The sequence below is a fragment of the Pantoea conspicua genome (assembly GCF_002095315.1).
Lineage (GTDB): Bacteria > Pseudomonadota > Gammaproteobacteria > Enterobacterales > Enterobacteriaceae > Pantoea > Pantoea conspicua.
The window spans coordinates 49,485-73,211 of record NZ_MLFN01000013.1; the positions used below are offsets into that span (position 1 = coordinate 49,485).

A 23,727-nucleotide genomic window follows, 5' to 3' on the forward strand; every position below is an offset into this window, starting at 1 on the left:
GAGGCGTGTTGACACCTTTTGCTAAGGGTGTCACAGATGTTGCTTCAGGTGACAAATTATTAACGCAGACAAGCAGTTGGGGCTAATATAACAAAAACCAATGGAAGTAACCGCTAAAAAATCAGGGAAAGGAATAACCCTTACTTTTATCTCCAGATTATTTAACAAATTCGCATCATTTGATCGATGAAATTTAACCAAACTAATTGCTCACCGGTTTTTAGTATTTCAGAGGTTCCTATTTTGGCAAGAATGTTTTTTTTAAAATAACACGCGTTGATAAAACTCAGCGACTTCCGGGGGCGGGCAAAACAATAAATGGTCGCCGGTGAAACATTGATTTCGCTAATGACTGATGGCGGGCGAGGATGGCGTATTTTTCAGCGCCCGGTAGTCCAGCAGCACGCCCGCCAGCACCGCCAGCAAGGTTAGCGCCATCCCGATTTTAAACAGTGTTGAAAGCCACGGTGCCAGTGCCACCACACCAAGCGCGTTGATCGCCAGCGTCAGCAACCACAGTGTTAGCACGCCGCATCCTGCGGCGAACAGACGGTTAGTCCAGCGATAGCCCTGCGGGTAGCAACAGCGCACCAGGAAGGTGCCGCTTTGCTGTACCTGATCCAGCGTCTGGCGGCAGAATGCCAGCAGCAGTAATCCCGGCATGCCGGCGACCACGGTAAAGGCATAAAATGTCGGCCAGCCCCAGAGTTCGACCAGCCAGCCGGCAGCCGGACCGACATAAACCCGGCCAACGGCGGAGAGCGCCGATAACAGAGCAAACTGCGTCGCTGAAAAGGACTTGTTACACAGCGTCATTAACAGCGCCACAAACGCGGCAGTACCCATACCGCCGCACAGATTTTCAACAAATACTGCGCTCGCCATGCTCCACAGCTGCTTGTCGGTTACCGCCAGTAGCCAGTAGCCAAAATTCGATACTGCCTGCAGCACGCCAAAAATCATCAGTGCCCGGAACAGGCTCAGACGCTGCATCAGCACGCCGCCATACAGCGCGCCGATAATGGTGGCCAGCAGCCCCAGCGTTTTATTCACCAGTCCGACATCACCGGCATTAAAACCCACTCCCCGGATCAGGAAGGTGGTGGTCAGCGAGGCGGCAAACGCATCGCCCAGTTTATACAGGATGATCAGCGTGATCAGCAGCCAGGCATTGTTGCGCTGGAAAAAGTCTTTCAGCGGATCGACCACCGCCTGCCGCAGTGAATGGGGCGCGGAGACGCGCATATCAGGCTCACTGGCCAACAGCGTGGCAATGATGCCCGGTACCATCATCAGCGCCATCAGCCAGTAGGTTGCCTGCCAGCCCAGATAGCGGTCAGCCAGCCACAGCGCCAGTCCGCCCGAAATCAGCATCGCCAGCCGGTAGCCCAGTACGGTAATTGCCGCGCCGCTGCCGCGTTCTTCAGGCGGCAGGATATCCGTTTTCCAGGCATCGAATACGATATCCTGCGACGCGGAACAGAAAGCGATCAGCACCGCCAGCGCGGCCATCAATGTCAGATCCCGGCTGGGTTGCAGAAAACCCATCGCCACAATGCCGCCGACCAGCGCCAGCTGGCTCAGCAGTAACCAGCCGCGACGTCGCCCGAGAAACGGCGGCGTATAGCGGTCCATCATCGGCGACCAGAGAAACTTAAACACGTAGGCCTGACCCACCAGCGAAAAGAAGCCGATGGTTTTCAGGTCAACATTTTCCACCGTCATCCACGCCTGCAACGTACCGGCGGTCAGGGCCAGCGGCAGCCCGGAGGCAAAGCCAAGCAGCAACAGGACGGCGGCGTTTTTCTGACTGAAGAGGCGAAGATAGTGGTTCATGCTGACCCTGATGGTAACGATGTGCCCGGCGTAGCGCCGGGCAGGCGTGAAGCGGAATTAACGGGCGTTTTGCTTGATGAAGTCGTTGACGCTGGTGTCCTGCGCCATATCAGCGATGACATCGCTCATGGTGGAGTTCACTGCGTTGGTGATCTTCTGGTTACTGGCGCTGAACGCACCTTCTACGCTGTAGGTCTGGCGGTAGTTTTTAACCTGCTTGTTGCCATTTTTCGCGGTGGCGATGATGGAGATATCCGCTTTGGTAGTAATGCTGTAGCGCACATTGCCCTGAGTCACGTCGGCATAGAGGTTGTTCACCACAATCTGCAGATCGACCGCGCCATTCGGACCCACCATATAACCGCGAGCGGTCATCTGCTTCTCCAGCACTTCCTGCAACAGGAAACGCAGATCGCGCGACGGGGTCAGGGTCACTAACTGGCCATCACGGTTCACTTTTGCCAGCGCCTGATCGCTGCGCTGATCGGCTCCATTAATGCTGACGGTCACGCCCATCAGGCCGGGATCCTGCTGAGGCAACTGAATTTTTGGCTGAATGGTGAGGGTATTATTGCTGCTTGCACAGCCGGCCAAAATGAATGCAGCCAGCAGCGGGAATAACAGTTTTTTCAACATACTTTTTCTCGTTGGTGTCGGGGGTTGGTTTGCAAAAACTGCCGCCATCATAGCATTGCCCGGCAGTGAAAAAAGCCCCGTTAAGGGGGAAAATGCGTCTCAGGCGGATTTTAGATTGGATCGTTCAGGTCAGGGTTTGCTGCCGCTTTCCTCTGCGTTATCATGCGCGCCGTTGTGGTCCGGCCCGCAAATGTAATATTTACCGTCACGCTGCGGGAAAGCGCGATAAAAGCGACTAATATTGAAAGAGATGGGGCACAGCGCTCGCCATTGAGGAGTAACAGCCATGATTCGCGAACAAATAGAAGAAAAGCTGCGCCTGGCTTTTGAGCCGGCTCATCTGGAAGTGCATGACGAAAGTTATCGCCACAACGTTCCTGCCGGGTCTGAGAGCCATTTTAAAGTGGTCATTGTCAGTGATTGCTTTGCTGGTCAACGTTTCCTGGCGCGTCATCGCGCCATCTACGGTGAACTCGCAGCCGAATTAGCCGGCAGCGTGCATGCTTTAGCCCTTCATACCTATACCCTGAAAGAGTGGGAAGGACTGCAGGATACGGTGCTGGCTTCGCCAAACTGTCGCGGTGCCGGAACGCTCGCCTGACGCTCTCCTCTGAAACGGCCTGCGGGCCGTTTTTTTCTGTTATTTCGCCAGAAACGCGATCTCCGGCTCAAAAAAGCAGCAAACCTGCTGAAAAGTGGTGAGTTAGCATCCTCGACTCATTCCAGCGATGCCGCTATAATGCTGCGTCTATTTTTCCGGAATGTCTTCGGGACGCTTCTGGTAACAGGGATCAGGTTCTCTTCACGGAAGCCGTCCCGGTTGTTGGATACGGCGCATTTCACTATGTGTGGTGTCTGAAGTTGACCGAGCACGTGATTTTTTGAGGTAACAAGATGCAAGTTTCTGTAGAGACCACTCAGGGCCTGGGCCGTCGCATTACGATTACTGTCGCTGCTGACAGCATCGAAAGCGCTGTAAAAAAAGAACTGGTTGATGTTGCCAGGAAAGTCCGCATCGATGGTTTCCGTAAAGGCAAAGTGCCGATGAACATCGTTGCGCAGCGTTATGGCGCTTCTGTCCGTCAGGACGTGCTGGGCGATCTGATGACGCGTAACTTCGTTGACGCCATCATCAAAGAGAAGATCAATCCGGCTGGCGCACCAAACTATGTGCCGGGCGAATACAAAGAAGGTCAGGATTTCACCTACGCAGTTGAATTCGAAGTCTATCCGGAAGTTGAGCTGAAAGGCCTGGAAAACATCGAAGTTGAAAAACCGCTGGTTGAAGTGACCGATGCTGATGTTGACACCATGCTAGACACCCTGCGTAAGCAGCAGGCTAACTGGATCGAAAGCGATGCAGCAGCCGGTCCGGAAGATCGTGCCACCATCGATTTCAATGGTTCAGTAGACGGTGAAGAATTCGAAGGCGGCAAAGCCTCTGATTTCGTACTGGCGATGGGCCAGGGCCGCATGATCCCAGGCTTTGAAGAAGGCGTTGTGGGTCACAAAGCGGGCGAGACTTTCACTATCGATGTGAAATTCCCGGACGACTACCACGCGGAAAACCTGAAAGGGAAAGACGCGAAGTTCGAGATCGTGCTGAAGAAAGTTGAGACGCGCGAACTGCCAGAACTGACCGAAGAGTTCATCAAACGTTTCGGCGTTGAAGATGGTTCGGTTGCTGGTCTGCGTGCAGAAGTGCGTAAGAACATGGATCGTGAGCTGAAAGGCGCAATCCGTAACCGCGTGAAAACGCAGGCGATTGATGGTCTGGTTGCGGCTAACGAAATCGACGTGCCAGCTGCCCTGATCGACAGCGAAATCGACGTGCTGCGTCGCCAGGCTGCACAGCGTTTCGGTGGCAACGAGCAGCAAGCGCTGGAATTGCCACGCGAACTGTTTGAAGAGCAGGCGAAACGCCGTGTGGTCGTGGGTCTGCTGCTGGGCGAAGTGATTCGTACCCACGAGCTGAAAGCTGACGAAGACCGCGTCAACACGCTGATCGAAGAGATGGCGTCTGCGTATGAAGATCCGCAGGAAGTGATCGAGTTCTACAGCAAGAATAATGAGCTGATGAACAACATGCGCAACGTTGCGCTGGAAGAGCAAGCGGTTGAAGCGGTACTGGCGAAAGCGAAAGTCACCGAGAAAGAGACCAACTTCCAGGATCTGATGAATCAGACCGCTCAGGCCTGATCACGCAGTTAACCGTCTGTGCTAAGCCCGTGACTGAAAAGTCGCGGGCTTTTTTGTGTTTCGCGTTTGAGCGCACACTCCTGACCGCTATTTGCCTAATTAATCGGCAAATTATTCACGCATCGCTTTTTCCGGGTTAGCGATTGAGGAAAAGGTTGTTATGCTTGAAACAACTGGGCAGCATCCCCAGATACAGGGAGTATGCAAGAAAACAGTTATGCTGACTGATTAACCGTCCTGAGGTGTCGGAAAGAGGCGGAGCGTGGTTTTTCCCGCTCGTCTTACGTAGAATCGGTACAGAATGTTGCCAATGAAATTTATCCAGGAGACGGTAATGTCATACAGTGGCGATCGTGAATATACAGCACCGCACAATGCGCTGGTGCCAATGGTGGTCGAACAAACTTCGCGCGGTGAGCGTTCTTACGACATCTACTCCCGTCTGCTCAAAGAGCGCGTTATCTTTCTGACCGGCCAGGTTGAAGATCACATGGCGAATCTGATTGTGGCGCAGATGCTGTTTCTGGAAGCAGAGAACCCGGAAAAAGATATCTATCTCTACATCAACTCACCAGGCGGCGTGATTACCGCCGGGATGTCGATCTACGACACCATGAAATTTATCAAACCGGATGTCAGCACCATCTGTATGGGACAGGCCTGCTCAATGGGCGCCTTCCTGCTGACGGCGGGCACCAAAGGCAAGCGTTTCTGCCTGCCAAACTCACGCGTAATGATCCACCAGCCATTGGGTGGCTATCAGGGTCAGGCTTCAGACATTGAAATCCATGCGCGTGAAATTCTGAAAGTTAAGCAGCGTATGAATGAGCTGATGGCTGAACATACCGGTAAGACGCTGGAAGAAATCGAGCGTGATACCGAGCGTGACCGTTTCCTCTCAGCGAATGAAGCGGTAGAGTATGGATTAGTCGATTCAATTCTGACGCATCGAGAATAAGACCCGCTTTACCCTTGTCCTTACGCTATAGTTAACGGGAAAAGGGTACTAGCATGGGTTGAATGAATTTCGGCCGTCTCCGCACGGCCAGCGCCGTACGCCGGTATGGCCTGAGAACAAGAAGAGGTTAACTGATGACAGATAAGCGCAAAGACGGTTCAGGAAAATTGCTGTACTGCTCTTTTGCGGCAAAAGCCAGCATGAAGTGCGAAAGCTGATTGCCGGGCCGTCAGTGTATATCTGCGATGAGTGTGTTGATCTGTGTAACGACATCATTCGCGAAGAGATTAAAGAAGTTGCCCCGCATCGCGAACGTAGCGCGCTGCCTACACCGCATGAAATTCGCCATCACCTCGATGATTATGTAATCGGCCAGGAAAAGGCGAAGAAAGTGCTGGCTGTGGCGGTGTATAACCACTACAAACGCCTGCGCAACGGCGATACCAGCAATGGCATCGAACTGGGCAAAAGTAACATTCTGCTGATTGGCCCGACCGGTAGCGGTAAAACGCTGCTGGCAGAGACTCTGGCTCGCCTGCTGGACGTCCCTTTCACCATGGCGGACGCCACCACGCTGACCGAAGCCGGTTACGTGGGGGAAGATGTCGAGAACATCATTCAGAAGCTGCTGCAGAAGTGTGACTATGACGTACAGAAAGCACAGCGTGGCATCGTCTACATCGATGAGATCGACAAGATTTCGCGTAAGTCTGACAACCCGTCAATCACCCGTGACGTCTCGGGCGAAGGCGTGCAGCAGGCATTGCTGAAACTGATTGAAGGCACCGTGGCTGCCGTGCCACCGCAGGGTGGACGTAAGCATCCACAGCAGGAGTTTTTGCAGGTTGATACCTCTAAAATTCTGTTTATCTGTGGCGGCGCCTTTGCCGGACTGGATAAAGTGATTGCCCAGCGTGTAGAAACCGGATCGGGTATCGGTTTCGGTGCCACCGTGAAAGGCAAATCGCAGAAAGCCAGCGAAGGCGAACTGCTTTCACAGTGTGAACCGGAAGATTTGATTAAATTTGGTCTGATCCCGGAATTCATTGGTCGTCTGCCGGTGGTTGCCACCCTGAGCGAACTGAGTGAAGAAGCGCTGATTCAGATTTTGCGTGAACCGAAAAACGCCCTGACAAAACAGTATCAGGCGCTGTTTAACCTGGAAGGCGTTGAGCTGGAGTTTCGCGACGAGGCGTTAACGGCTATCGCGAAAAAAGCGATGTCACGTAAAACCGGTGCGCGTGGTTTGCGTTCAATCGTCGAAGGGGCGTTGCTGGAAACCATGTACGACCTGCCGTCGATGGAAGATGTCGAAAAAGTGGTGATTGATGAATCAGTTATTGATGGTCAGTCTGAACCGATGCTGATTTACGGCAAGCACGAAGCGCAGGCTTCTGGCGAATAAATAAACAGATCATCCAGGTTGTCATCTTAAAAAAGGGGAAAATCTTTCCCCTTTTGCTTTTCTCACCTCTGTGACGTTGAATGTCGGACGATCATCCCCATATACTCAGATACCTGTGGGTTTAACTGCATACCTGCCTGATGCGGTTCCCATCACCTGGCGGACATTAAACTAAGAGAGAGCTCTATGAATCCTGAGCGTTCTGAACGCATTGAAATCCCCGTGTTGCCGCTGCGCGACGTGGTGGTTTATCCGCACATGGTAATTCCGTTGTTTGTTGGCCGGGAAAAATCAATTCGGTGCCTCGAAGCCGCAATGGATCATGATAAGAAGATCATGCTGGTCGCACAGAAAGAGGCTTCAACGGATGAACCTGGCATTAACGATCTCTTCTCAGTAGGGACCGTTGCGTCTGTATTGCAAATGCTGAAACTGCCGGACGGCACGGTTAAAGTGCTGGTCGAAGGTTTGCAGCGCGCCCACATTACGACGCTGGCCGATAACGGCGATCATTTTGTGGCACAAGCTGAATATCTGGTTTCACCAGAGATTGAAGAGCGCGAGCAGGAAGTGCTGGTGCGCACCGCAATCAATCAGTTTGAAGGCTACATCAAACTTAATAAAAAGATCCCGCCTGAGGTATTAACCTCGCTGAACAACATTGACGATGCGGCGCGCCTTGCCGACACCGTCGCCGCACACATGCCACTGAAACTGGCAGACAAACAGTCTGTGCTGGAGATGTCCGACGTTAACGAACGTCTGGAATATCTGATGGCGATGATGGAATCTGAAATCGATCTGCTGCAGGTTGAGAAGCGTATTCGCAACCGCGTTAAAAAGCAGATGGAAAAGAGCCAGCGCGAGTACTATCTGAATGAGCAGATGAAGGCGATTCAGAAAGAGCTGGGCGAGATGGACGACGCGCCCGACGAGTACGAAGCGTTAAAACGCAAAATCGACGCGGCAAAAATGCCGGAAGAAGCGCGCGAGAAAGCGGAAGCTGAGCTGCAGAAGCTGAAAATGATGTCCCCGATGTCCGCTGAAGCGACCGTGGTTCGCGGCTATATCGACTGGATGGTGCAGGTTCCGTGGAACGCGCGCAGCAAAGTGAAGAAAGATCTGCGTAAAGCCCAGGAGACGCTGGATACTGACCATTACGGCCTTGAGCGCGTGAAGGATCGTATCCTTGAATATCTTGCGGTTCAGAGTCGCGTCAGCAAAATCAAAGGCCCGATCCTCTGCCTGGTTGGACCGCCAGGGGTAGGTAAAACCTCTCTCGGTCAATCGATCGCAAAAGCGACCGGACGTAAGTACGTGCGTATGGCGCTGGGCGGCGTGCGTGACGAGGCTGAAATCCGCGGTCACCGCCGTACTTATATCGGTTCGATGCCGGGCAAACTGATCCAGAAAATGGCAAAAGTTGGGGTTAAAAACCCGCTCTTCCTGCTGGATGAGATCGATAAGATGTCGTCTGATATGCGTGGCGATCCGGCTTCGGCACTACTGGAAGTGCTTGATCCAGAACAGAACATTGCGTTCAACGACCACTATCTGGAAGTCGATTATGACCTGTCGGATGTGATGTTTGTGGCGACCTCAAACTCAATGAACATTCCGGCACCGCTGCTTGACCGTATGGAAGTGATTCGTCTGTCGGGTTACACCGAAGATGAAAAACTGAACATCGCCAAACAGCATTTGCTGCCGAAGCAGATTGAGCGTAACGCGCTGAAAGCCCATGAAATCACGGTTGAAGACAGTGCAATCGTCGGCATCATCCGCTACTACACCCGTGAAGCCGGGGTGCGTAGCCTTGAGCGTGAGCTGTCGAAACTGTGCCGTAAAGCCGTGAAGTCATTGCTGATGGATAAAACGCAAAAGCACATCACCATTAATGGTGAAAACCTGAAGGATTTCCTGGGTGTGCAGCGCTTCGACTACGGTCGTGCCGACAGTGAAAACCGTGTGGGTCAGGTAACGGGTCTGGCGTGGACTGAAGTGGGTGGCGATCTGCTGACCATCGAAACCGCCTGCGTGCCGGGTAAAGGCAAGCTGACCTATACCGGTTCACTGGGTGAGGTGATGCAGGAGTCGATTCAGGCAGCCTTAACCGTAGTCCGTGCCCGCGCAGAGAAACTGGGCATCAATGGCGACTTCTATGAAAAACGTGATATCCATGTTCACGTTCCGGAAGGCGCAACGCCAAAAGATGGTCCAAGTGCTGGTATTGCCATGTGTACCGCGCTGGTTTCCTGTCTGACCGGGAATCCGGTCCGCGCCGACGTGGCGATGACTGGTGAAATCACTCTGCGTGGTCAGGTACTGCCGATTGGCGGACTGAAAGAGAAGCTGCTGGCAGCCCACCGTGGTGGGATTAAAACAGTCCTGATCCCGGACGACAATAAACGCGATCTGGAAGAAATTCCGCAGAACGTGATTGCCGATCTCGACATCCATCCGGTGAAACGCATTGAGGAAGTGCTGAATCTGGCGCTGGAAAATGCGCCTTACGGTATGCAGGTCGCGACAGCAAAATAGTGATTAACGGCATAAACCGTTAAAAAGCGAAGCTGGCAGGGCAAATGGTGCTTGCCAGCTTTTTTTTGTGCCGCTAATTTAGGTGGCTGTCGAAGCGGTGTTCTCGGAGAAATTACGTTGTTTCGGCTCCACAGGCTTGATATAACTTGCTGCGCGTTCGGATCCGGCGGGAAGCGCGGGGACGAAGTGAAATAATAAAAGAGGGGATGAATAGAGTGAATAAGTCACAGTTGATCGACAAAATTGCTGCGGATGCTGATATTTCTAAAGCAGCAGCGGGACGTGTTTTAGATGCATTTATGGGTTCTGTTTCTGACGCGCTGAAAGGCGGCGATGAAGTGGCGCTGGTCGGTTTCGGTACTTTCTCGGTGCGCGAGCGTGCTGCACGTACTGGTCGTAACCCACAAACCGGTAAAGAGATCACTATTCCGGCCGGTAAAGTACCGGGTTTTCGTGCTGGTAAAGCATTGAAAGACGCAGTCAATTAATAACAACGAAAACGTTCATTGACGTATTTTCTTCAGTGGATTAGAGGACGGTTAACGCGTTCTCATGTAACATACGGGCACATCAATCAGATGTGCCTTTTTTGTTTTAACCGGCGATAATCAGGCCGTAACAGGGACCTGATCCGGACTGAGGCTGACAGCGAAGTCTGCAGCTGCGTGATGCGTCAGGAAACGGCGTATTGCGCCCGAGCTTTACATTCACACTACAGCGGAGTGTTGTCATACCATGATGGACAATTTACGCGCGGCGTCGAACCATGTCGTGCTCAAGATTATTTTGGGGCTGATTATTCTCTCCTTTGTGCTGACGGGCGTTGGCAACTATCTGATTGGCGGCAACAATGATTATGCAGCCAAAGTTAACGGTCAGGAAATCAGCCGGGCACAGCTGGAGCAGGCGTTCAACAGTGAGCGCAGCCGTCAGCAGCAGATGCTGGGCGATCAGTTCTCTCAGCTGGCCAGTAATGACGGTTACATGCAGCAGATCCGCCAGCAGGCGCTGTCGCAGTTAGTCGATCAGGCTCTGCTCGCCAGCTACATCAAAGATTTGCATCTCAGCATCAGTGACGATCAGGTAAAGCAGGCGATTTTTAATCAGCAGGCTTTCCAGACCAACGGCAAGTTCGATAACGCCAGATATCTGAGTATGATCGGCAGCATGGGCTTCAGTGCTGACCAGTATGCTGAAGCGCTGCGTAAGCAACTTTCTAATCAGCAGCTGATTAACGCGGTAGCGAACACGGACTTTATGCTCAAGGGCGAAACCAGCAAACTGGTGGCGCTGGTTTCACAGCAGCGTGTTATTCGTCAGGCGACGCTGGATGTCAACGCGCTGGCGTCAAAGCAGACCGTGACTGATGATGAGATCAATCAATATTATCAGCAGCATAAAGCGAATTTCATGGCGCCGGAGCAGTTCCGTGTCAGCTATATTCTGATGGATGCGGCCAGCATGCAGCAGGCTGCCAGCGAGGCCGATATTCAGGCCTGGTACGACCAGCATAAAGCAGACTATACCCAGCCGCAGCGTAACCGCTACAGCGTGATTCAGACCAAAACAGAAGCGGACGCCACGGCGTTGCTGGCCCAGCTGAAAGAGGGTGCCAGTTTTGCTGATCTGGCGAAAACCAAATCCATCGACCCGATTTCCGCGCGTAAAGGCGGTGATATGGGCTGGCTGGAACCTGCGACCACACCAGATGAGCTGAAAAATGCCGGTCTGACTGAAAAAGGCCAGATGTCCGGGGTGATTAAATCGTCTGTGGGTTTCCTGATTGTGCGCCTCGACGATATCCAGCCAGAGCAGGTTAAACCGCTGGATGAAGTGCGCGATGCCATCGCTGCGAAAGTGAAGCAGGAGAAGGGCGTGGATGCCTTCTATAAACTGCAGCAGAAAGTCAGCGAAGCGGCCAGCAACGACAACGAATCGCTGGCGGGTGCCGAGCAGGCTTCCGGTCTGAAAGCCAAAGAAACCGACTGGTTCAGTCAGGATGCGCTGCCTGAGGAACTCGATTTTGATGCGGTGAAACAGGCGATCTTTAACGGCGGTCTGGTCGGTCAGAACGGCGCGCCAGGCAATAACTCTGACATCATCAGCGTTGACGGCGATCGGGCCTTTGTACTGCGCATCAGCGAGCACAAGCCGGAAGCAGTCAAGCCGCTGGATCAGGTTAAAATCCAGATTGCTGACACCCTGAAACAGGATAAAGCGACACAGCAGGCGAAATCGCAGGCGGACAAGTTGCTGGTCGATCTGAAAGCCGGTAAACAGGATGTGTTAACCGCCGCGGGCCTGAGCCTGAGCGCCAGTAAAACGGTTGATCGCAACGCGCAGGATCCGGTAGCACAGGCTGCCTTTAACCTGCCACAGCCGGCGGAGAATAAGCCATCCTGGGGCGTGGCCGAAGATATGCAGGGCAATGTGGTGCTGGTGGCGGTTGATAAAGTGACGACCGGCAGCATGCCGCAGGCGCAAATTGATGAAATGGTCAAAGGCGTGACGCAGAATAATGCCCAGCTGACCTTCGAAGCGCTGCTGCAGAATCTGCGTAAAGAGGCCAAAATTAAGTACGGCGCTGCTGCACAAATGCAGTAAGCCTCGCAGAAACTACGTAACAACTGAAATAATCAAAGGCCGCATTCGCGGCCTTTTCCATATCTGAGATCTGCGTTTTGAAGCCTCTCTTCTTTGGTGCCACGCTGTGATGGCTGTTAACCACAAGGAGAAATACAGCATGGCTAAATCTACTTTATTCGCCCTTTACCTTTCAGTTGCGCTGGGCGGCGCGCTTTATCAGACCTCACTGTCTGCCGCACCTGCACCCGCGCCCGCATCGGACAGCCGCGCAGCCGCGAAAACTGAGTTATCCTCAACGCCATCTTCAGCCGTACCGCAGCAGGAAAAGGTCAGCATCAATGAGGCGACAGCAGAACAGCTCTCGGCGGCGATGAACGGGGTCGGGCTGAAGAAAGCGCAGGCGATTGTCAGCTATCGCGAACAGTACGGACCATTCAGCGCGATTGAGCAATTAAATGAGGTGCCGGGTATCGGTAACGCATTGGTGGAGCGTAATGCGGCCCGACTGAAATTGTGAAGCGCCGCGCATCTCTGATGCTTTCTCTGCTGTAGAGAAACCACTCTGCTAAAGTGAACAGGTCCAACCAGTTCACTCGCAGCAGCAGGAGAGCATAAACATGCAGACCACAATTAAAGTGCGCGGCTACCATCTTGATGTCTATCAGCACGTTAACAACGCGCGCTATCTGGAATTTCTTGAGGAGGCGCGCTGGCAATGGCTGGAAGAGGCTGAAGCGTTTCACTGGTTGCTCGAACAAAAACTGGCGTTTGTGGTGGTGAATATCAACATCAACTATCGTCGCCCGGCAGTACTGGGCGACGTGCTGGCTATCGACAGCGAGATTACCCAACTGAACGGTAAAAGCGGCATTATTACGCAGCGGGTCTTGCTGGCGGGAGGAGAAACGGTGGTCGCCGATGCGGCGTTAACCTTTGTCTGCATCGATCTGCGCAGCCAGAAAGCGGTGCCGCTGGAGGGCGAGTTACGTGAGCGGCTGACACGACTGATCGCATCCTGACAGAGCAGAAGCGGCAACCGGGATTGATTGCCGTCCGTAGTGGGTTATTTCAGGCCGCTTTTGGCCTTGAGCGACGCCATTACGCCGCTACGATCGTTAAGATAACCCTGCAGACCGTTGGCGCGTAAGTGGCAGGCGGCACAGTCACCACAGCCGTCTCCCTTGATGCCGTTATAGCAGGTCAGGGTCTGCTCGCGTACCAGCGGCAACTGCTGCCAGTAATCAGCCAGCGCCCAGGTTTCCGCTTTGTTCAGCCACATCAACGGTGTTTCAAAGCGTACTTCGCGCGCCATCCCGAGGCTGACCGCATGATTCAGCGCTTTTACAAACTCATCGCGGCAGTCGGGATAGCCGGAAAAATCCGTTTCGCACACGCCGGTGATCACCGCTTCCGCTTCGACCTGGTAAGCATAAACCGATGCCAGCGTCAGAAACAGGATATTGCGGCCCGGCACGAAGGTGCTCGGCAAACCGCTGGCGTTGGGATCCCAGGTCGGTACCGGAATGTTATCCCGCGTCAGGCTGCTGACAGCGAGATCGTTCAGCATTGTGACATCCAGCACTTTATGGGCCCGAGCGCCTAATCTGATGGCCAGATCGCGTGCTACATCGATCTCTTCGCGATGGCGTTGACCGTAATCGAAAGTAACGCAATGAACTTCATCATATTGCTGCAAAGCCTGAATAAGGCAGGTAGTGGAATCTTGTCCACCACTAAAAACTACTACGGCGCGTTTCATGCTGTTTTCCCGATCGTTAATTATCTGCTTATGGTAATGCCTCATTCCGCCGCTGAACAGCTGCGTGGCGGATCAATCGGTGGTGGGATCCAGGCGCGACTAAAATCGAACCAGCCCAGGGTGTTCAGTTCGATTCCTTCTACGCCGGGCGGGGCGTAAATCTGATAGCGATAGTTAAACAGCGGCAGCAGGATGCCCGTCGTCATCAGCTGTTGATAGAGCTGGTGCAACGCCTGGCTGCGGGCCTCACTGTCAGCAACCTGCTGAATCGCCAACAGACGGGTTTGTATTGCGGCGCCCTGCGGCGTCAGCCAGAAGGGGTGCCACAGCCGATCGATCTGTAACCAGTTCGCCAGGGTAAAAACCGGGGCATCGCCAATCAGCCGGTCACCCATGACAATATCGGCATCATCCAGCTGCCGGATACCGTGCCAGCTCTTTACCGGATGAAACACCACGCTGAGCCGGCAACCGTGTTGTTGCAACAGCTGGCGTAGCGCCTCTGCCGTCTGGTGCAGTTCCATCGGCAGTTGATAATGCAGCGTCAGGCTGGCGGGTAGCGGCAGCGGTTCGGCGTCCATCTGTGGCACCGGCCAGCCAGGCAGCAACTCCTGGCTGGGGGTAATCAATCCCTCATCAAGCGGTAAGCGACCAATAATGCCGCTTTGCTGGATCAGCTGAAACAGCCGTCGCGCCTGATCCGGGGAGAAGCCCGCGCGTGGCCGACAGGCCAGATAGCAAAAACCCAGGCTGATACTGCTGCTCACCGGTTGCAGGGATTTCAGATCATCGGCATCGCCTATCGCAATCTGTACCGGATGTCGACAGCTACTGCCCAGCATCGGATCAAACAGCTGTGGGGTAATCCAGTACTCCACCGCCTGCAGCAACGGCAGACGCAGATGCCAGCGAGCATGACTTTCGATTCTCACCAGCTCAGGGGTGAAATGCATGAGCTTCCACGGACCACTGCCGATGCGGGCATCGTCGGGATGCGGGAGCAGGCACAGCAGATGAGCGAGGCGATGGGGTAGCCAGAAGTCGCTACGTCGCAGGGTAAACCGCACGGCCAGCGGATGGGGTGCATCAACGCTGACCACATCAGCCAGCAGCGTGCTGATGCGCGGGTCCTGCATCAGTTGCCGGAACTGCGCGACCAGCTGAGCGGCGCGTATAGGCTCCTCGTTGTGCCACACCAGTTGCGGTCGTAACCAGAATAACCAGCTACAGGCTGACGCATCCTGTTGCCAGTGATGGGCCAGATCCCCGACCGGCTCATCCTGTTCAAAGCGGGTCAGCCCCGAATAGAGTTGCCGCACCAGATGCTGCTCGGCGCGGCCCGTGATCTGCCGCGGCTCGGTACTCTCCAGCGGACGATAGTAGGGAATGCGCAGCACCGGTGAATTGTTCTGCCACTGTCCGCCCATCAGTGGCCGCAGCATGTTAATCAGCCGTTCCGGCGGTACATCCAGCAACTGCAACGCATCGGCGGTATCTCCCGCATCAAGCTGGTGTTGAAGTAACTGCTGACGCAGCTCTTCAGGCGAGCGCAGGAATCTGAGCTGGCCCTGTTTGCCACGCCCCGGCTCACCGTGCCACTGCAACCAGCCCGCATGCTGCCACTGAGAAAGCAGGGTACGCAGATGGCGTTCACTACAGATGCAGTGACGCGCCATGTCAGCGACGCAGGTTTGCTGAGCCGCGCCCTGGCTTTGCTGCCAAAGGCGCTGAAACTGATTAAGACGGTTGAGCTGGCGCATGATAAACCCGGAACAGTTTTTTCAAAGTATTCACTATTAGTTCCGTAATTAACAGGCAATAGTAGTGCTCATCATTACAGCAGAGGAATGATTATGGTGCGCTTAGCCGCCTTTGATATGGATGGCACGTTGTTACTGCCTGACCATCAGTTGGGCCAGCAAACGCTGGCAAGCCTGCACGCGCTGCATCAGCGCGGTATTCATCTGACGCTGGCCACCGGACGTCATTTGCTTGAGATGCAGATCCTGCGGCAAAAGATGATCCTGCCGGCCTGGTTAATCACCGGTAATGGCACCCGAATACATGATCAACAGGGTAACCTGCTGTTGGCGCACGATCTGCCACCTCAGGTGGCGGAAGAGGTCATCCACAGTCACTGGGAGACCCGTGCCAGTATGCATGTCTTTAACGATAGCGGCTGGTTCACCGATCGTCCGCAGCCAGCGCTACTGGCCGCCCATCAGATGAGCGGATTTCATTATCAGTTGCGTGACCTGAAAACCCTGCCAGCCCATCAGGTCACCAAAATCTGTTTCGTTGATCATCATCCGTCGCTCTGTCAGCTGAAAACCCAGCTGGATGCCGTGCTGGGCGAGCAGGCCAATATCTGCTTCTCTGCGCTGGATTGCCTGGAGGTGTTACCAAAAAACTGCAACAAAGGCAGCGCACTGGCGCGGTTATGCGATCATCTTTCACTGACGCTGGCGGAGTGCATGGCATTCGGCGATGCGATGAACGATCGGGAGATGCTGGCGCAGGCGGGCCACGGTTTCATCATGGGAAATGCGATGGCGCAGTTAAAGGCGGCGTTACCGCATTTACCAGTATTGGGGCATTGCGAGACACAGGCGGTGTCTCACTATTTAAATCACTGGCTGGCCACACCCTGCCTCGCGTATTCCCCCGAATGCTGAGGATTGCCGTGTACCGGACAGGATGTCCGGTTTTTTATTCCAGCTCGCGCTGCCACGGGGTAATATCGCCAATGTGCTTCGCGACCCATTCTGGCTGGTAATAGCTATCCGGATAGCGCTCGCCGCTGTCGCACAGCAGCGTCACCAATGCGCCTTGCTGATTGGCGGCTCGTAAGCGTTTCGCGACCTGCATCATGCCCCAGAAGTTGGTGCCGGTAGAGGCACCGGGTTTGCGTCCAAGAATCTTTTCCAGTTTCAGCATGGCGGCCAGTGTCGCCCCATCGGGAACTTTCATCATTTCATCAATCACGTCTGGCATAAATGAAGGCTCTACCCGTGGACGACCAATGCCTTCAATCTGGCTGCCACGCGTGCTGGTCAGACTGGCATCGCGCTGATGCCAGTAATCAAAAAACACGGAGTGCTGCGGATCGACCACCAGCAGTTGGGTAGCGAAGCCCTGATAGCGAATATAACGTCCCAGCGTGGCGGAGGTACCGCCGGTGCCGGCGCTCATGATCAGCGTATGCGGAACGGGGTAAGGCTCATGCTGCATCTGGCGAAAAATGCTTTCAGCAATGTTGTTATTACCGCGCCAGTCGGTTGCCCGCTCGGCATAGGTGAATTGATCCATAAAGTGGCCCTTCAGCTCCCGCGCCAGCCGTTCAGATTCCACGTAGAGCTGACAGGGATCGTCAACGAAATGGCACTGCCCGCCATAAAAAGTGATCTGCTCAATTTTCCGTTTCGCCGTGCTGGCGGGCATCACCGCGATAAACGGCAGGCCCAGCAGCCGTGCGAAGTACGCCTCAGAAACCGCAGTGCTGCCTGACGAGGCTTCAATTATTGGCGTATCCTGTTTAATCCAGCCATTCGCCAGGCCATACAGAAACAGCGAGCGCGCCAGCCGGTGCTTCAGGCTGCCACTCGGATGGGTGCTCTCATCTTTCAGGTAAAACCAGATGCCGGGAAAATCCGCCAGATCGAAACGGATCAAATGGGTCTCGGCCGATCGTTGAAAATCGGCGTTAATTTCGTTGATAGCGTGGCGAATCCAGCAGCTGTGCATTCTGAGTGTCCGGCAGTAAGAGTTACGGCTATTTTAAGGCACGGGCAGGAAAAAGAGATTGCAATATTGACGCTAAAATAGCGCTAATGGAGAAAATCATTCTCTCGGAGTGGCGAATGTTAGATAAAACTGACCTGAAACTGCTGGCGTTGCTACAGCACGATTGCACCCTGTCGCTGCAGGCCTTAGCCGAGGCGGTCAACCTCACCACCACACCCTGCTGGAAACGCCTGAAAAAGCTCGAAGATGATGGCATTATTCGCGCGCGGGTAGCGTTACTGGATGGTGAAAAAATCGGATTGTCATTGACGGCGTTTATGTTTGTGAAAACCCAGCAGCATAGCAGCGACTGGTATCAGGCTTTTGTCTCGGTGGTCAACAGCATGCCGGAAGTGATGGCCTTTTACCGGATGGCCGGTGAGTATGACTATCTGCTGCGCATTCAGGTCTCTGATATGAAAAGTTATGATGCTTTTTACAAGCGGTTAGTCAACGGCGTCCCAGGACTGATTGATGTGACCTCCAGCTTTGCCATGGAAGAGATTAAATACACCACGGCTTTACCCGTCGCCCCATAAAGGCATGAGATTGAGAACAGCGTTGTGCGATTATTCAGTCAATTAAGTTGGTATTTTCTGCGGGAGTGGCGGCGCTATCTGGGCGCGGTCACCTTACTGATCATTATTGCCGTTCTGCAACTGTTGCCGCCACATGTGGTCGGGGTCATTGTCGATGGCGTGACGCAAAACAGCATGAGCATGCGTCAAATTATGCTGTGGATCGGCGTGATGCTGGCGACCGCGGTGGTGGTGTATCTGCTGCGCTACGTCTGGCGCGTGCTGCTGTTTGGTGCCTCTTACCAGCTGGCGGTTGAGCTGCGTGAAGATTTTTATCGTCAGCTCAGCCGTCAGCAACCGGCCTTCTATCTGCGCCACCGTACCGGCGACCTGATTGCGCGCGCCACCAATGATGTCGATCGGGTGGTGTTTGCCGCCGGGGAAGGGGTACTGACACTGGTCGATTCGCTGGTGATGGGCTGCGTTGTGCTGCTGGTGATGAGCACCCAAATCAGCTGGCAGCTGACGCTGCTTTCGCTGGTGCCAATGCCGATTATGGCGATCGTTATTCATCGCTACGGCAATCAGCTGCATCATCGGTTTAAGGTGGCGCAGGCTGCGTTCTCCAGCCTCAACGACCAGACGCAGGAGAGCCTGACCAGTATCCGGATGATCAAATCCTTTGGTCTGGAGCAGCATCAGTCTCAGCAGTTCTCTGATATCGCCCGCGACACCGGTGAAAAGAACCTGCGGGTGGCGCGGGTCGATGCCCGTTTCGATCCCACCATCTATATCGCTATCGGTTTCTCAAATTTGCTGGCAATCGGCGGTGGCAGCTGGCTGGTCTGGCACAACCAGATGACGCTGGGTCAGCTCACCAGTTTTGTGATGTACCTCGGTTTAATGATCTGGCCAATGCTGGCGCTGGCGTGGATGTTTAACATCGTTGAGCGCGGCAGCGCCGCCTGGAGCCGTATCCGCGCATTGCTGGCGGAAGCACCGGCGGTGGAAGATGGCGATAAAACCCTGCCGCCGGAAGCCGGTTCCCTGCAAGTGGCGATCCGGGCGTTTCACTATCCGGCCAGCGCCCAGCCGGTGCTGAGTGATGTCAGTTTTGAACTGAAGCCCGGCGAGATGCTGGGACTGTGCGGCCCGACCGGCAGCGGCAAGAGTACGCTGCTCAGCCTGATTCAGCGCCATTTTGACATTCAGCAGGGCGATATCCGCTATCACCAGATTCCGCTGCCGCAGTTGCGTCTGGACAGCTGGCGCAGCCGGCTGGCGGTGGTGAGTCAGACGCCGTTTCTCTTTTCCGATAGCGTCGCCAGCAACATCGCGCTGGGAAAACCGGGCGCGACGCAGCAGGAGATTGAACAGGCCGCCATGCTGGCCTGCGTCCACGACGATATTCTGCGCCTGCCGCAGGGTTACGAGACTGAAGTCGGAGAACGCGGCGTGATGCTGTCGGGCGGGCAGAAGCAGCGAATTTCTATTGCGCGCGCGTTGCTGCTGAACGCCGAGATCCTGGTGCTGGATGATGCGCTGTCGGCGGTGGATGGCCGTACCGAGCATGAAATTCTGCTTAACCTGCGCCAGTGGGGGCGGGGCCGGACGTTGATCATCAGCGCTCACCGCTTATCGGCGCTGACGGAAGCCAGTGAAATTCTGGTGCTCCAGCACGGCACTATCGCCCAGCGTGGCGATCATGATGCGCTGGCAGATCGTCCCGGCTGGTATCGCGACATGTACCGTTATCAGCAGCTGGAAGCCGCGCTGGATGACGATGAGAATGAGAAAGGAGTGCCGCATGGCTAAGTCTGCACGCTTGTGGCCGACCCTGAAACGTTTACTCAGCTACGGCAAGCCGTGGCGGAAATCCCTGTCGCTGGCGGTGGGCATGTTATGGATTGCCGCCGCTGCCGAGGTGACCGGACCGGTGCTGGTCAGCTACTTTATCGACAATCTGGTGGCGAAACACCAGATGCCCTGGGGGCTGGTCGCCGGGCTGGTGGTGAGTTTTATCCTGCTGCAACTGCTGGCGGCGGCGCTACATTACTGGCAGGCACTGTTGTTCAATCGCGCCGCCATCGGCGTGGTGCAGCAGTTGCGCTGCGACGTGATGAATGCTGCGCTGTGTCAGCCGCTCAGCGCCTTTGATACCCAGCCGGTCGGACAGATTATTTCACGCGTGACCAATGACACCGAAGTGATCCGCGATCTCTATGTCACGGTGGTGGCGACGGTACTGCGCAGCGCGGCGCTGGTGGGCGCTATGATGGTAGCGATGTTCAGCCTCGACTGGCGCATGGCGCTGGTGGCGATGATGATCTTTCCGCTGGTGCTGGTGGTGATGCTGATTTATCAGCGTTACAGCACGCCGATTGCCCGTCGGGTCCGCAGCTATCTGGCCGACATCAATAATGGCTTTAACGAAGTGATCAGCGGCATGAGCGTGATCCAGCAGTTTCGTCAGCAGGCGCGTTTTGGCGAGCGGATGGGGGAGGCGAGTCGTTCTCACTATCTGGCGCGGATGGAAACGCTGCGGCTGGATGGTTTTCTGCTGCGCCCGCTATTAAGCCTCTTTTCAGCGATGGTGCTGTGCGGATTACTGATGCTGTTCAGTTTTTCCGTGCCCGGCGTGTTTGAAGTCGGGGTGCTGTACGCCTTCATTACCTATCTGGGACGGTTGAATGAGCCACTGATAGAGCTCACCACGCAGCAGTCGATGCTGCAGCAGGCGGTGGTCTCCGGTGAGCGTATTTTCGAACTGATGGATGCGGCGCAGCAGCACTATGGACCCGATGCACGGCCGCTGGCGTCGGGTCGTCTGACCCTGAAGAATCTGAGCTTTGCCTACCGTGAAGATCGTGATGTGCTCAGCGATATCAATCTTGAGGTGCCGTCACGCAGCTTTGTGGCGCTGGTCGGACATACCGGCAGCGGCAAGAGCACGCTGGCGAACCTGCTGATGGGTTACTACCCGATTACCCGCGGCGAGATTTGCATTGATGACCGTCCGATTGGAGAACTCAGTCATGCGGTGCTGCGGCGGGGTATCGCGATGGTTCAGCAGGACCCGGTGGTGCTGGCGGATACGTTGCTGGCCAACGTCCGGCTCGGCCGTGATATCAGCGAAGAGGTGGTCTGGACGGTACTGGAGCAGGTGCAGCTGGCTCCCCTGGCGCGTGCATTGTCTGACGGCATCCACACCCGATTAGGCGAGCAGGGCAATAATCTGTCGGTAGGGCAGAAGCAGTTGCTGGCGCTGGCGCGGGTGCTGGTCGACCTGCCGCAGGTAATGATCCTCGATGAAGCGACCGCCAATATCGATTCGGGTACCGAGCAGGCGATTCAGCAGACGCTGCGAACCCTGCGCCAGCACAGCACGCTGGTGGTGATTGCGCACCGGCTTTCAACCATCACCGAAGCCGATAACATTCTGGTGCTGCATCGTGGACGGGTGGTCGAACAGGGCAATCATGCGCAATTACTGGCGCTGCAGGGCCGTTACTGGCAGATGTATCAGCTGCAGCAGGTAGGCGATGATCTGGCGACGGGCATCCCCTTAACAACTGAAGCCTAAGTTGCACCTTTTTTGCGCGGTTTTATCAGAATAATCTGGTTAAATGCACTCCTTTGACGCCGGGCGCACCAAAGGAGTGCATTGGCTGTTCTGACGCGCGCTCATTCCCTCCTCTCCTCACCGATCCTGGCTAAAACACGCCTTGCCCCGTCTCGCCTCAATGATTGATTCCGCTGTTTTTTTATTTGTGGCACAGGCTTTGCTTAACTCTCTGCGTGTCTGTGAGACTCACTCATTTAATCGCTGGAGGGGATCCAATGAAGCTGGTTACCGTCGTAATTAAGCCATTCAAGCTGGAGGATGTGCGTGAAGCCTTATCCTCTATCGGCATTCAGGGGCTGACCGTCTCCGAAGTAAAAGGGTTTGGTCGCCAGAAAGGCCATGCGGAGCTTTACCGTGGCGCAGAGTACAGCGTGAACTTCCTGCCTAAGGTCAAAATTGATATCGCAATTGCCGACGACCAGTTAGACGAAGTGGTGGATGTCATCAGTAAAGCGGCTTACACCGGCAAAATTGGCGACGGTAAAATTTTCGTGGCTGAACTTCAGCGCGTCATCCGTATTCGTACCGGCGAGACCGACGAAGCCGCTCTGTAATCAAGACTCAGTACTGTGATGGGATGGATAAAAATGAATAAAGTTTTCGCTAAGTTGGGCCTCACCAGCCTGGCACTGTTACCATCGCTCGCGATGGCTGCACCTGCCGTTGCGGACAAGGCTGATAACGCATTTATGATGATTTGCACCGCGCTGGTGCTGTTTATGTCGATTCCAGGAATTGCGCTGTTTTACGGCGGTTTGATTCGCGGCAAGAACGTCCTGTCGATGCTGACTCAGGTGGCGGTCACCTTCTCGCTGGTGTGCGTATTATGGATGGTTTATGGCTATTCACTGGCCTTCAGCGAAGGTAACGCCTTCTTTGGTGGCTTTGGCTGGGCGATGCTGAAAAATATTCAGCTGACCGCGGTAATGGGCAGCTTCTACCAGTATATCCACGTTGCCTTCCAGGCGTCATTTGCCTGTATCACCGTCGGCCTGATTGTCGGTGCTATCGCCGAACGTATCCGCTTCTCTGCGGTGCTGATTTTTGTCGGCGTCTGGCTGACCCTGGCTTATCTCCCTATCGCACACATGGTGTGGGCGGGCGGCTTCCTGGCTCAGGATGGCGCGCTGGACTTCGCTGGTGGCACCGTGGTGCATATCAATGCCGCAGTGGCGGGGCTGGTCGGTGCTTATCTGGTGGGTAAACGTGCTGGTTTCGGCAAAGAAGCGTTTAAACCGCATAACCTGCCAATGGTCTTCACCGGTACCGCCATCCTTTATGTCGGCTGGTTTGGTTTCAATGCCGGTTCTGCCTCAGCGGCTAACGAAATTGCAGCGCTGGCCTTCCTGAACACCGTTGTCGCCACTGCGGGCGCGGTGCTGTCATGGACCTTCGGTGAGTGGGCCGTGCGCGGTAAACCTTCACTGCTGGGCGCCTGTTCCGGCTTCATCGCTGGCCTGGTCGCCATCACCCCAGCCTGTGGTTACGTGGGTGTCGGCGGGGCACTGATCATTGGTCTGGTTGGTGGACTGGCCGGTCTGTGGGGCGTCACCACCCTGAAAAAATGGCTGCGGGTGGACGATCCTTGCGATGTGTTCGGCGTGCATGGCGTCTGCGGCATCGTAGGCTGTATCCTGACTGGCGTCTTTGCTTCTTCTTCGCTGGGCGGTGTGGGCTACGCAGAAGGCGTGACCATGGGCCATCAGGTATGGGTGCAGCTGTTCAGCGTCGGCCTGACCATCGTCTGGTCTGGCGTCGTCGCCTTCATTGGCTTCAAGCTGGCGGATATGATTGTGGGACTGCGCGTGCCGGAAGAGCATGAGCGTGAAGGTCTGGACGTCAACAGCCACGGCGAAAATGCTTATAACCAATAACCTTGAG

19 protein-coding genes and 1 pseudogene are annotated in these 23,727 nt (G+C 54.9%); 15 read left to right on the forward strand and 5 right to left on the reverse strand.

Annotation, left to right across the window (positions count from 1 at the left end):
- Positions 1 to 345: 345 nt before the first annotated feature.
- Both ampG and HA41_RS07135 read right to left on the reverse strand, forming a co-directional pair.
- Positions 346 to 1,836 (reverse strand): muropeptide MFS transporter AmpG, encoded by a 1,491-nt coding sequence (gene ampG / locus HA41_RS07130; protein ID WP_094120187.1) that lies wholly within the window; start codon positions 1,834 to 1,836, stop codon positions 346 to 348.
- 57 nt (positions 1,837 to 1,893) lie between these two features.
- On the reverse strand, positions 1,894 to 2,472 hold the full coding sequence (locus HA41_RS07135) for a lipoprotein (RefSeq protein WP_094120188.1): 579 nt from the start codon (positions 2,470 to 2,472) through the stop codon (positions 1,894 to 1,896).
- A gap of 286 nt (positions 2,473 to 2,758) precedes the next feature.
- Here HA41_RS07135 and bolA point away from each other — a divergent pair, with 286 nt between their 5' ends.
- The 9 genes and pseudogenes from bolA to HA41_RS07180 all read left to right on the forward strand — a co-directional run bounded on the left by bolA (position 2,759) and on the right by HA41_RS07180 (position 13,180).
- Positions 2,759 to 3,073 (forward strand): transcriptional regulator BolA, encoded by a 315-nt coding sequence (gene bolA, locus HA41_RS07140; protein WP_094120189.1) that lies wholly within the window; start codon positions 2,759 to 2,761, stop codon positions 3,071 to 3,073.
- Between the two features lie 293 nt (positions 3,074 to 3,366).
- Positions 3,367 to 4,671 carry a trigger factor gene (gene tig, locus HA41_RS07145; protein ID WP_094120190.1) on the forward strand — a complete coding sequence of 435 codons (1,305 nt, stop codon included), beginning with the start codon at positions 3,367 to 3,369 and terminating at the stop codon, positions 4,669 to 4,671.
- A gap of 334 nt (positions 4,672 to 5,005) precedes the next feature.
- Positions 5,006 to 5,629: an ATP-dependent Clp endopeptidase proteolytic subunit ClpP gene (gene clpP / locus HA41_RS07150; RefSeq protein ID WP_094120191.1), complete on the forward strand. Its 624-nt coding sequence runs from the start codon at positions 5,006 to 5,008 to the stop codon at positions 5,627 to 5,629.
- Positions 5,630 to 5,763: 134 nt separating this feature from the next.
- Positions 5,764 to 7,034, forward strand: a pseudogene (gene clpX, locus HA41_RS07155) (ATP-dependent protease ATP-binding subunit ClpX).
- A gap of 186 nt (positions 7,035 to 7,220) precedes the next feature.
- On the forward strand, positions 7,221 to 9,575 hold the full coding sequence (gene lon, locus HA41_RS07160) for an endopeptidase La (protein ID WP_094120192.1): 2,355 nt from the start codon (positions 7,221 to 7,223) through the stop codon (positions 9,573 to 9,575).
- 215 nt (positions 9,576 to 9,790) lie between these two features.
- Positions 9,791 to 10,063, forward strand: coding sequence for a nucleoid-associated protein HU-beta (hupB, locus tag HA41_RS07165; RefSeq protein WP_014606441.1), 273 nt, complete (start codon positions 9,791 to 9,793; stop codon positions 10,061 to 10,063).
- A gap of 247 nt (positions 10,064 to 10,310) precedes the next feature.
- On the forward strand, positions 10,311 to 12,179 hold the full coding sequence (gene ppiD / locus HA41_RS07170; RefSeq protein WP_094120193.1) for a peptidylprolyl isomerase: 1,869 nt from the start codon (positions 10,311 to 10,313) through the stop codon (positions 12,177 to 12,179).
- Positions 12,180 to 12,318: 139 nt separating this feature from the next.
- On the forward strand, positions 12,319 to 12,678 hold the full coding sequence (locus HA41_RS07175) for a ComEA family DNA-binding protein (protein WP_094120194.1): 360 nt from the start codon (positions 12,319 to 12,321) through the stop codon (positions 12,676 to 12,678).
- 100 nt (positions 12,679 to 12,778) lie between these two features.
- Positions 12,779 to 13,180 carry an acyl-CoA thioesterase gene (locus HA41_RS07180; protein WP_094120195.1) on the forward strand — a complete coding sequence of 134 codons (402 nt, stop codon included), beginning with the start codon at positions 12,779 to 12,781 and terminating at the stop codon, positions 13,178 to 13,180.
- A gap of 44 nt (positions 13,181 to 13,224) precedes the next feature.
- Here HA41_RS07180 and queC read toward each other — a convergent pair whose 3' ends face one another.
- Together queC and HA41_RS07190 are read right to left on the reverse strand one after the other, a co-directional pair.
- Positions 13,225 to 13,920, reverse strand: a complete 696-nt coding sequence (gene queC, locus HA41_RS07185; RefSeq protein WP_094120196.1) for a 7-cyano-7-deazaguanine synthase QueC — start codon at positions 13,918 to 13,920, stop codon at positions 13,225 to 13,227.
- A gap of 41 nt (positions 13,921 to 13,961) precedes the next feature.
- Complete coding sequence (locus tag HA41_RS07190; RefSeq protein ID WP_094120197.1) at positions 13,962 to 15,680, reverse strand: SgrR family transcriptional regulator; 1,719 nt, start codon at positions 15,678 to 15,680, stop codon at positions 13,962 to 13,964.
- A gap of 93 nt (positions 15,681 to 15,773) precedes the next feature.
- Here HA41_RS07190 and cof point away from each other — a divergent pair, with 93 nt between their 5' ends.
- Entirely contained in the window at positions 15,774 to 16,595 is an 822-nt protein-coding gene (cof, locus tag HA41_RS07195) for an HMP-PP phosphatase (RefSeq protein WP_094120210.1), read from the forward strand.
- A gap of 34 nt (positions 16,596 to 16,629) precedes the next feature.
- On the opposite strand, the gene HA41_RS07200 is transcribed toward cof, so the two are convergent.
- Positions 16,630 to 17,664 carry a PLP-dependent cysteine synthase family protein gene (locus HA41_RS07200; protein ID WP_094120198.1) on the reverse strand — a complete coding sequence of 345 codons (1,035 nt, stop codon included), beginning with the start codon at positions 17,662 to 17,664 and terminating at the stop codon, positions 16,630 to 16,632.
- 116 nt (positions 17,665 to 17,780) lie between these two features.
- Here HA41_RS07200 and HA41_RS07205 point away from each other — a divergent pair, with 116 nt between their 5' ends.
- The 5 genes from HA41_RS07205 (at position 17,781) to amtB (ending at position 23,720) form a co-directional block, all read left to right on the forward strand.
- Positions 17,781 to 18,242 carry an Lrp/AsnC family transcriptional regulator gene (locus tag HA41_RS07205; RefSeq protein ID WP_094120199.1) on the forward strand — a complete coding sequence of 154 codons (462 nt, stop codon included), beginning with the start codon at positions 17,781 to 17,783 and terminating at the stop codon, positions 18,240 to 18,242.
- Positions 18,243 to 18,266: 24 nt separating this feature from the next.
- Positions 18,267 to 20,036, forward strand: a complete 1,770-nt coding sequence (locus HA41_RS07210; protein ID WP_094120200.1) for a SmdA family multidrug ABC transporter permease/ATP-binding protein — start codon at positions 18,267 to 18,269, stop codon at positions 20,034 to 20,036.
- Entirely contained in the window at positions 20,029 to 21,804 is a 1,776-nt protein-coding gene (locus HA41_RS07215) for a SmdB family multidrug efflux ABC transporter permease/ATP-binding protein (protein ID WP_094120201.1), read from the forward strand. The genes HA41_RS07210 and HA41_RS07215 overlap by 8 nt, the downstream gene beginning before the upstream one ends.
- Positions 21,805 to 22,061: 257 nt before the next feature.
- Complete coding sequence (gene glnK / locus HA41_RS07220) at positions 22,062 to 22,400, forward strand: P-II family nitrogen regulator (RefSeq protein ID WP_003850469.1); 339 nt, start codon at positions 22,062 to 22,064, stop codon at positions 22,398 to 22,400.
- Between the two features lie 33 nt (positions 22,401 to 22,433).
- Entirely contained in the window at positions 22,434 to 23,720 is a 1,287-nt protein-coding gene (amtB, locus tag HA41_RS07225) for an ammonium transporter AmtB (RefSeq protein ID WP_069727946.1), read from the forward strand.
- Positions 23,721 to 23,727 lie beyond the last annotated feature (7 nt).

Excerpts from the sequence above, each read along its gene's own strand:
- ampG (WP_094120187.1), bottom strand. The coding sequence starts at position 1,836 with ATGAACCACTATCTTCGCCTCTTCAGTCAGAAAAACGCCGCCGTCCTG.
- HA41_RS07135 (WP_094120188.1), bottom strand. The coding sequence starts at position 2,472 with ATGTTGAAAAAACTGTTATTCCCGCTGCTGGCTGCATTCATTTTGGCC.
- bolA (WP_094120189.1), top strand. The coding sequence starts at position 2,759 with ATGATTCGCGAACAAATAGAAGAAAAGCTGCGCCTGGCTTTTGAGCCG.
- tig (WP_094120190.1), top strand. The coding sequence starts at position 3,367 with ATGCAAGTTTCTGTAGAGACCACTCAGGGCCTGGGCCGTCGCATTACG.
- clpP (WP_094120191.1), top strand. The coding sequence starts at position 5,006 with ATGTCATACAGTGGCGATCGTGAATATACAGCACCGCACAATGCGCTG.
- lon (WP_094120192.1), top strand. The coding sequence starts at position 7,221 with ATGAATCCTGAGCGTTCTGAACGCATTGAAATCCCCGTGTTGCCGCTG.
- ppiD (WP_094120193.1), top strand. The coding sequence starts at position 10,311 with ATGATGGACAATTTACGCGCGGCGTCGAACCATGTCGTGCTCAAGATT.
- HA41_RS07175 (WP_094120194.1), top strand. The coding sequence starts at position 12,319 with ATGGCTAAATCTACTTTATTCGCCCTTTACCTTTCAGTTGCGCTGGGC.
- HA41_RS07180 (WP_094120195.1), top strand. The coding sequence starts at position 12,779 with ATGCAGACCACAATTAAAGTGCGCGGCTACCATCTTGATGTCTATCAG.
- queC (WP_094120196.1), bottom strand. The coding sequence starts at position 13,920 with ATGAAACGCGCCGTAGTAGTTTTTAGTGGTGGACAAGATTCCACTACC.
- HA41_RS07190 (WP_094120197.1), bottom strand. The coding sequence starts at position 15,680 with ATGCGCCAGCTCAACCGTCTTAATCAGTTTCAGCGCCTTTGGCAGCAA.
- cof (WP_094120210.1), top strand. The coding sequence starts at position 15,774 with ATGGTGCGCTTAGCCGCCTTTGATATGGATGGCACGTTGTTACTGCCT.
- HA41_RS07200 (WP_094120198.1), bottom strand. The coding sequence starts at position 17,664 with ATGCACAGCTGCTGGATTCGCCACGCTATCAACGAAATTAACGCCGAT.
- HA41_RS07205 (WP_094120199.1), top strand. The coding sequence starts at position 17,781 with ATGTTAGATAAAACTGACCTGAAACTGCTGGCGTTGCTACAGCACGAT.
- HA41_RS07215 (WP_094120201.1), top strand. The coding sequence starts at position 20,029 with ATGGCTAAGTCTGCACGCTTGTGGCCGACCCTGAAACGTTTACTCAGC.
- glnK (WP_003850469.1), top strand. The coding sequence starts at position 22,062 with ATGAAGCTGGTTACCGTCGTAATTAAGCCATTCAAGCTGGAGGATGTG.
- amtB (WP_069727946.1), top strand. The coding sequence starts at position 22,434 with ATGAATAAAGTTTTCGCTAAGTTGGGCCTCACCAGCCTGGCACTGTTA.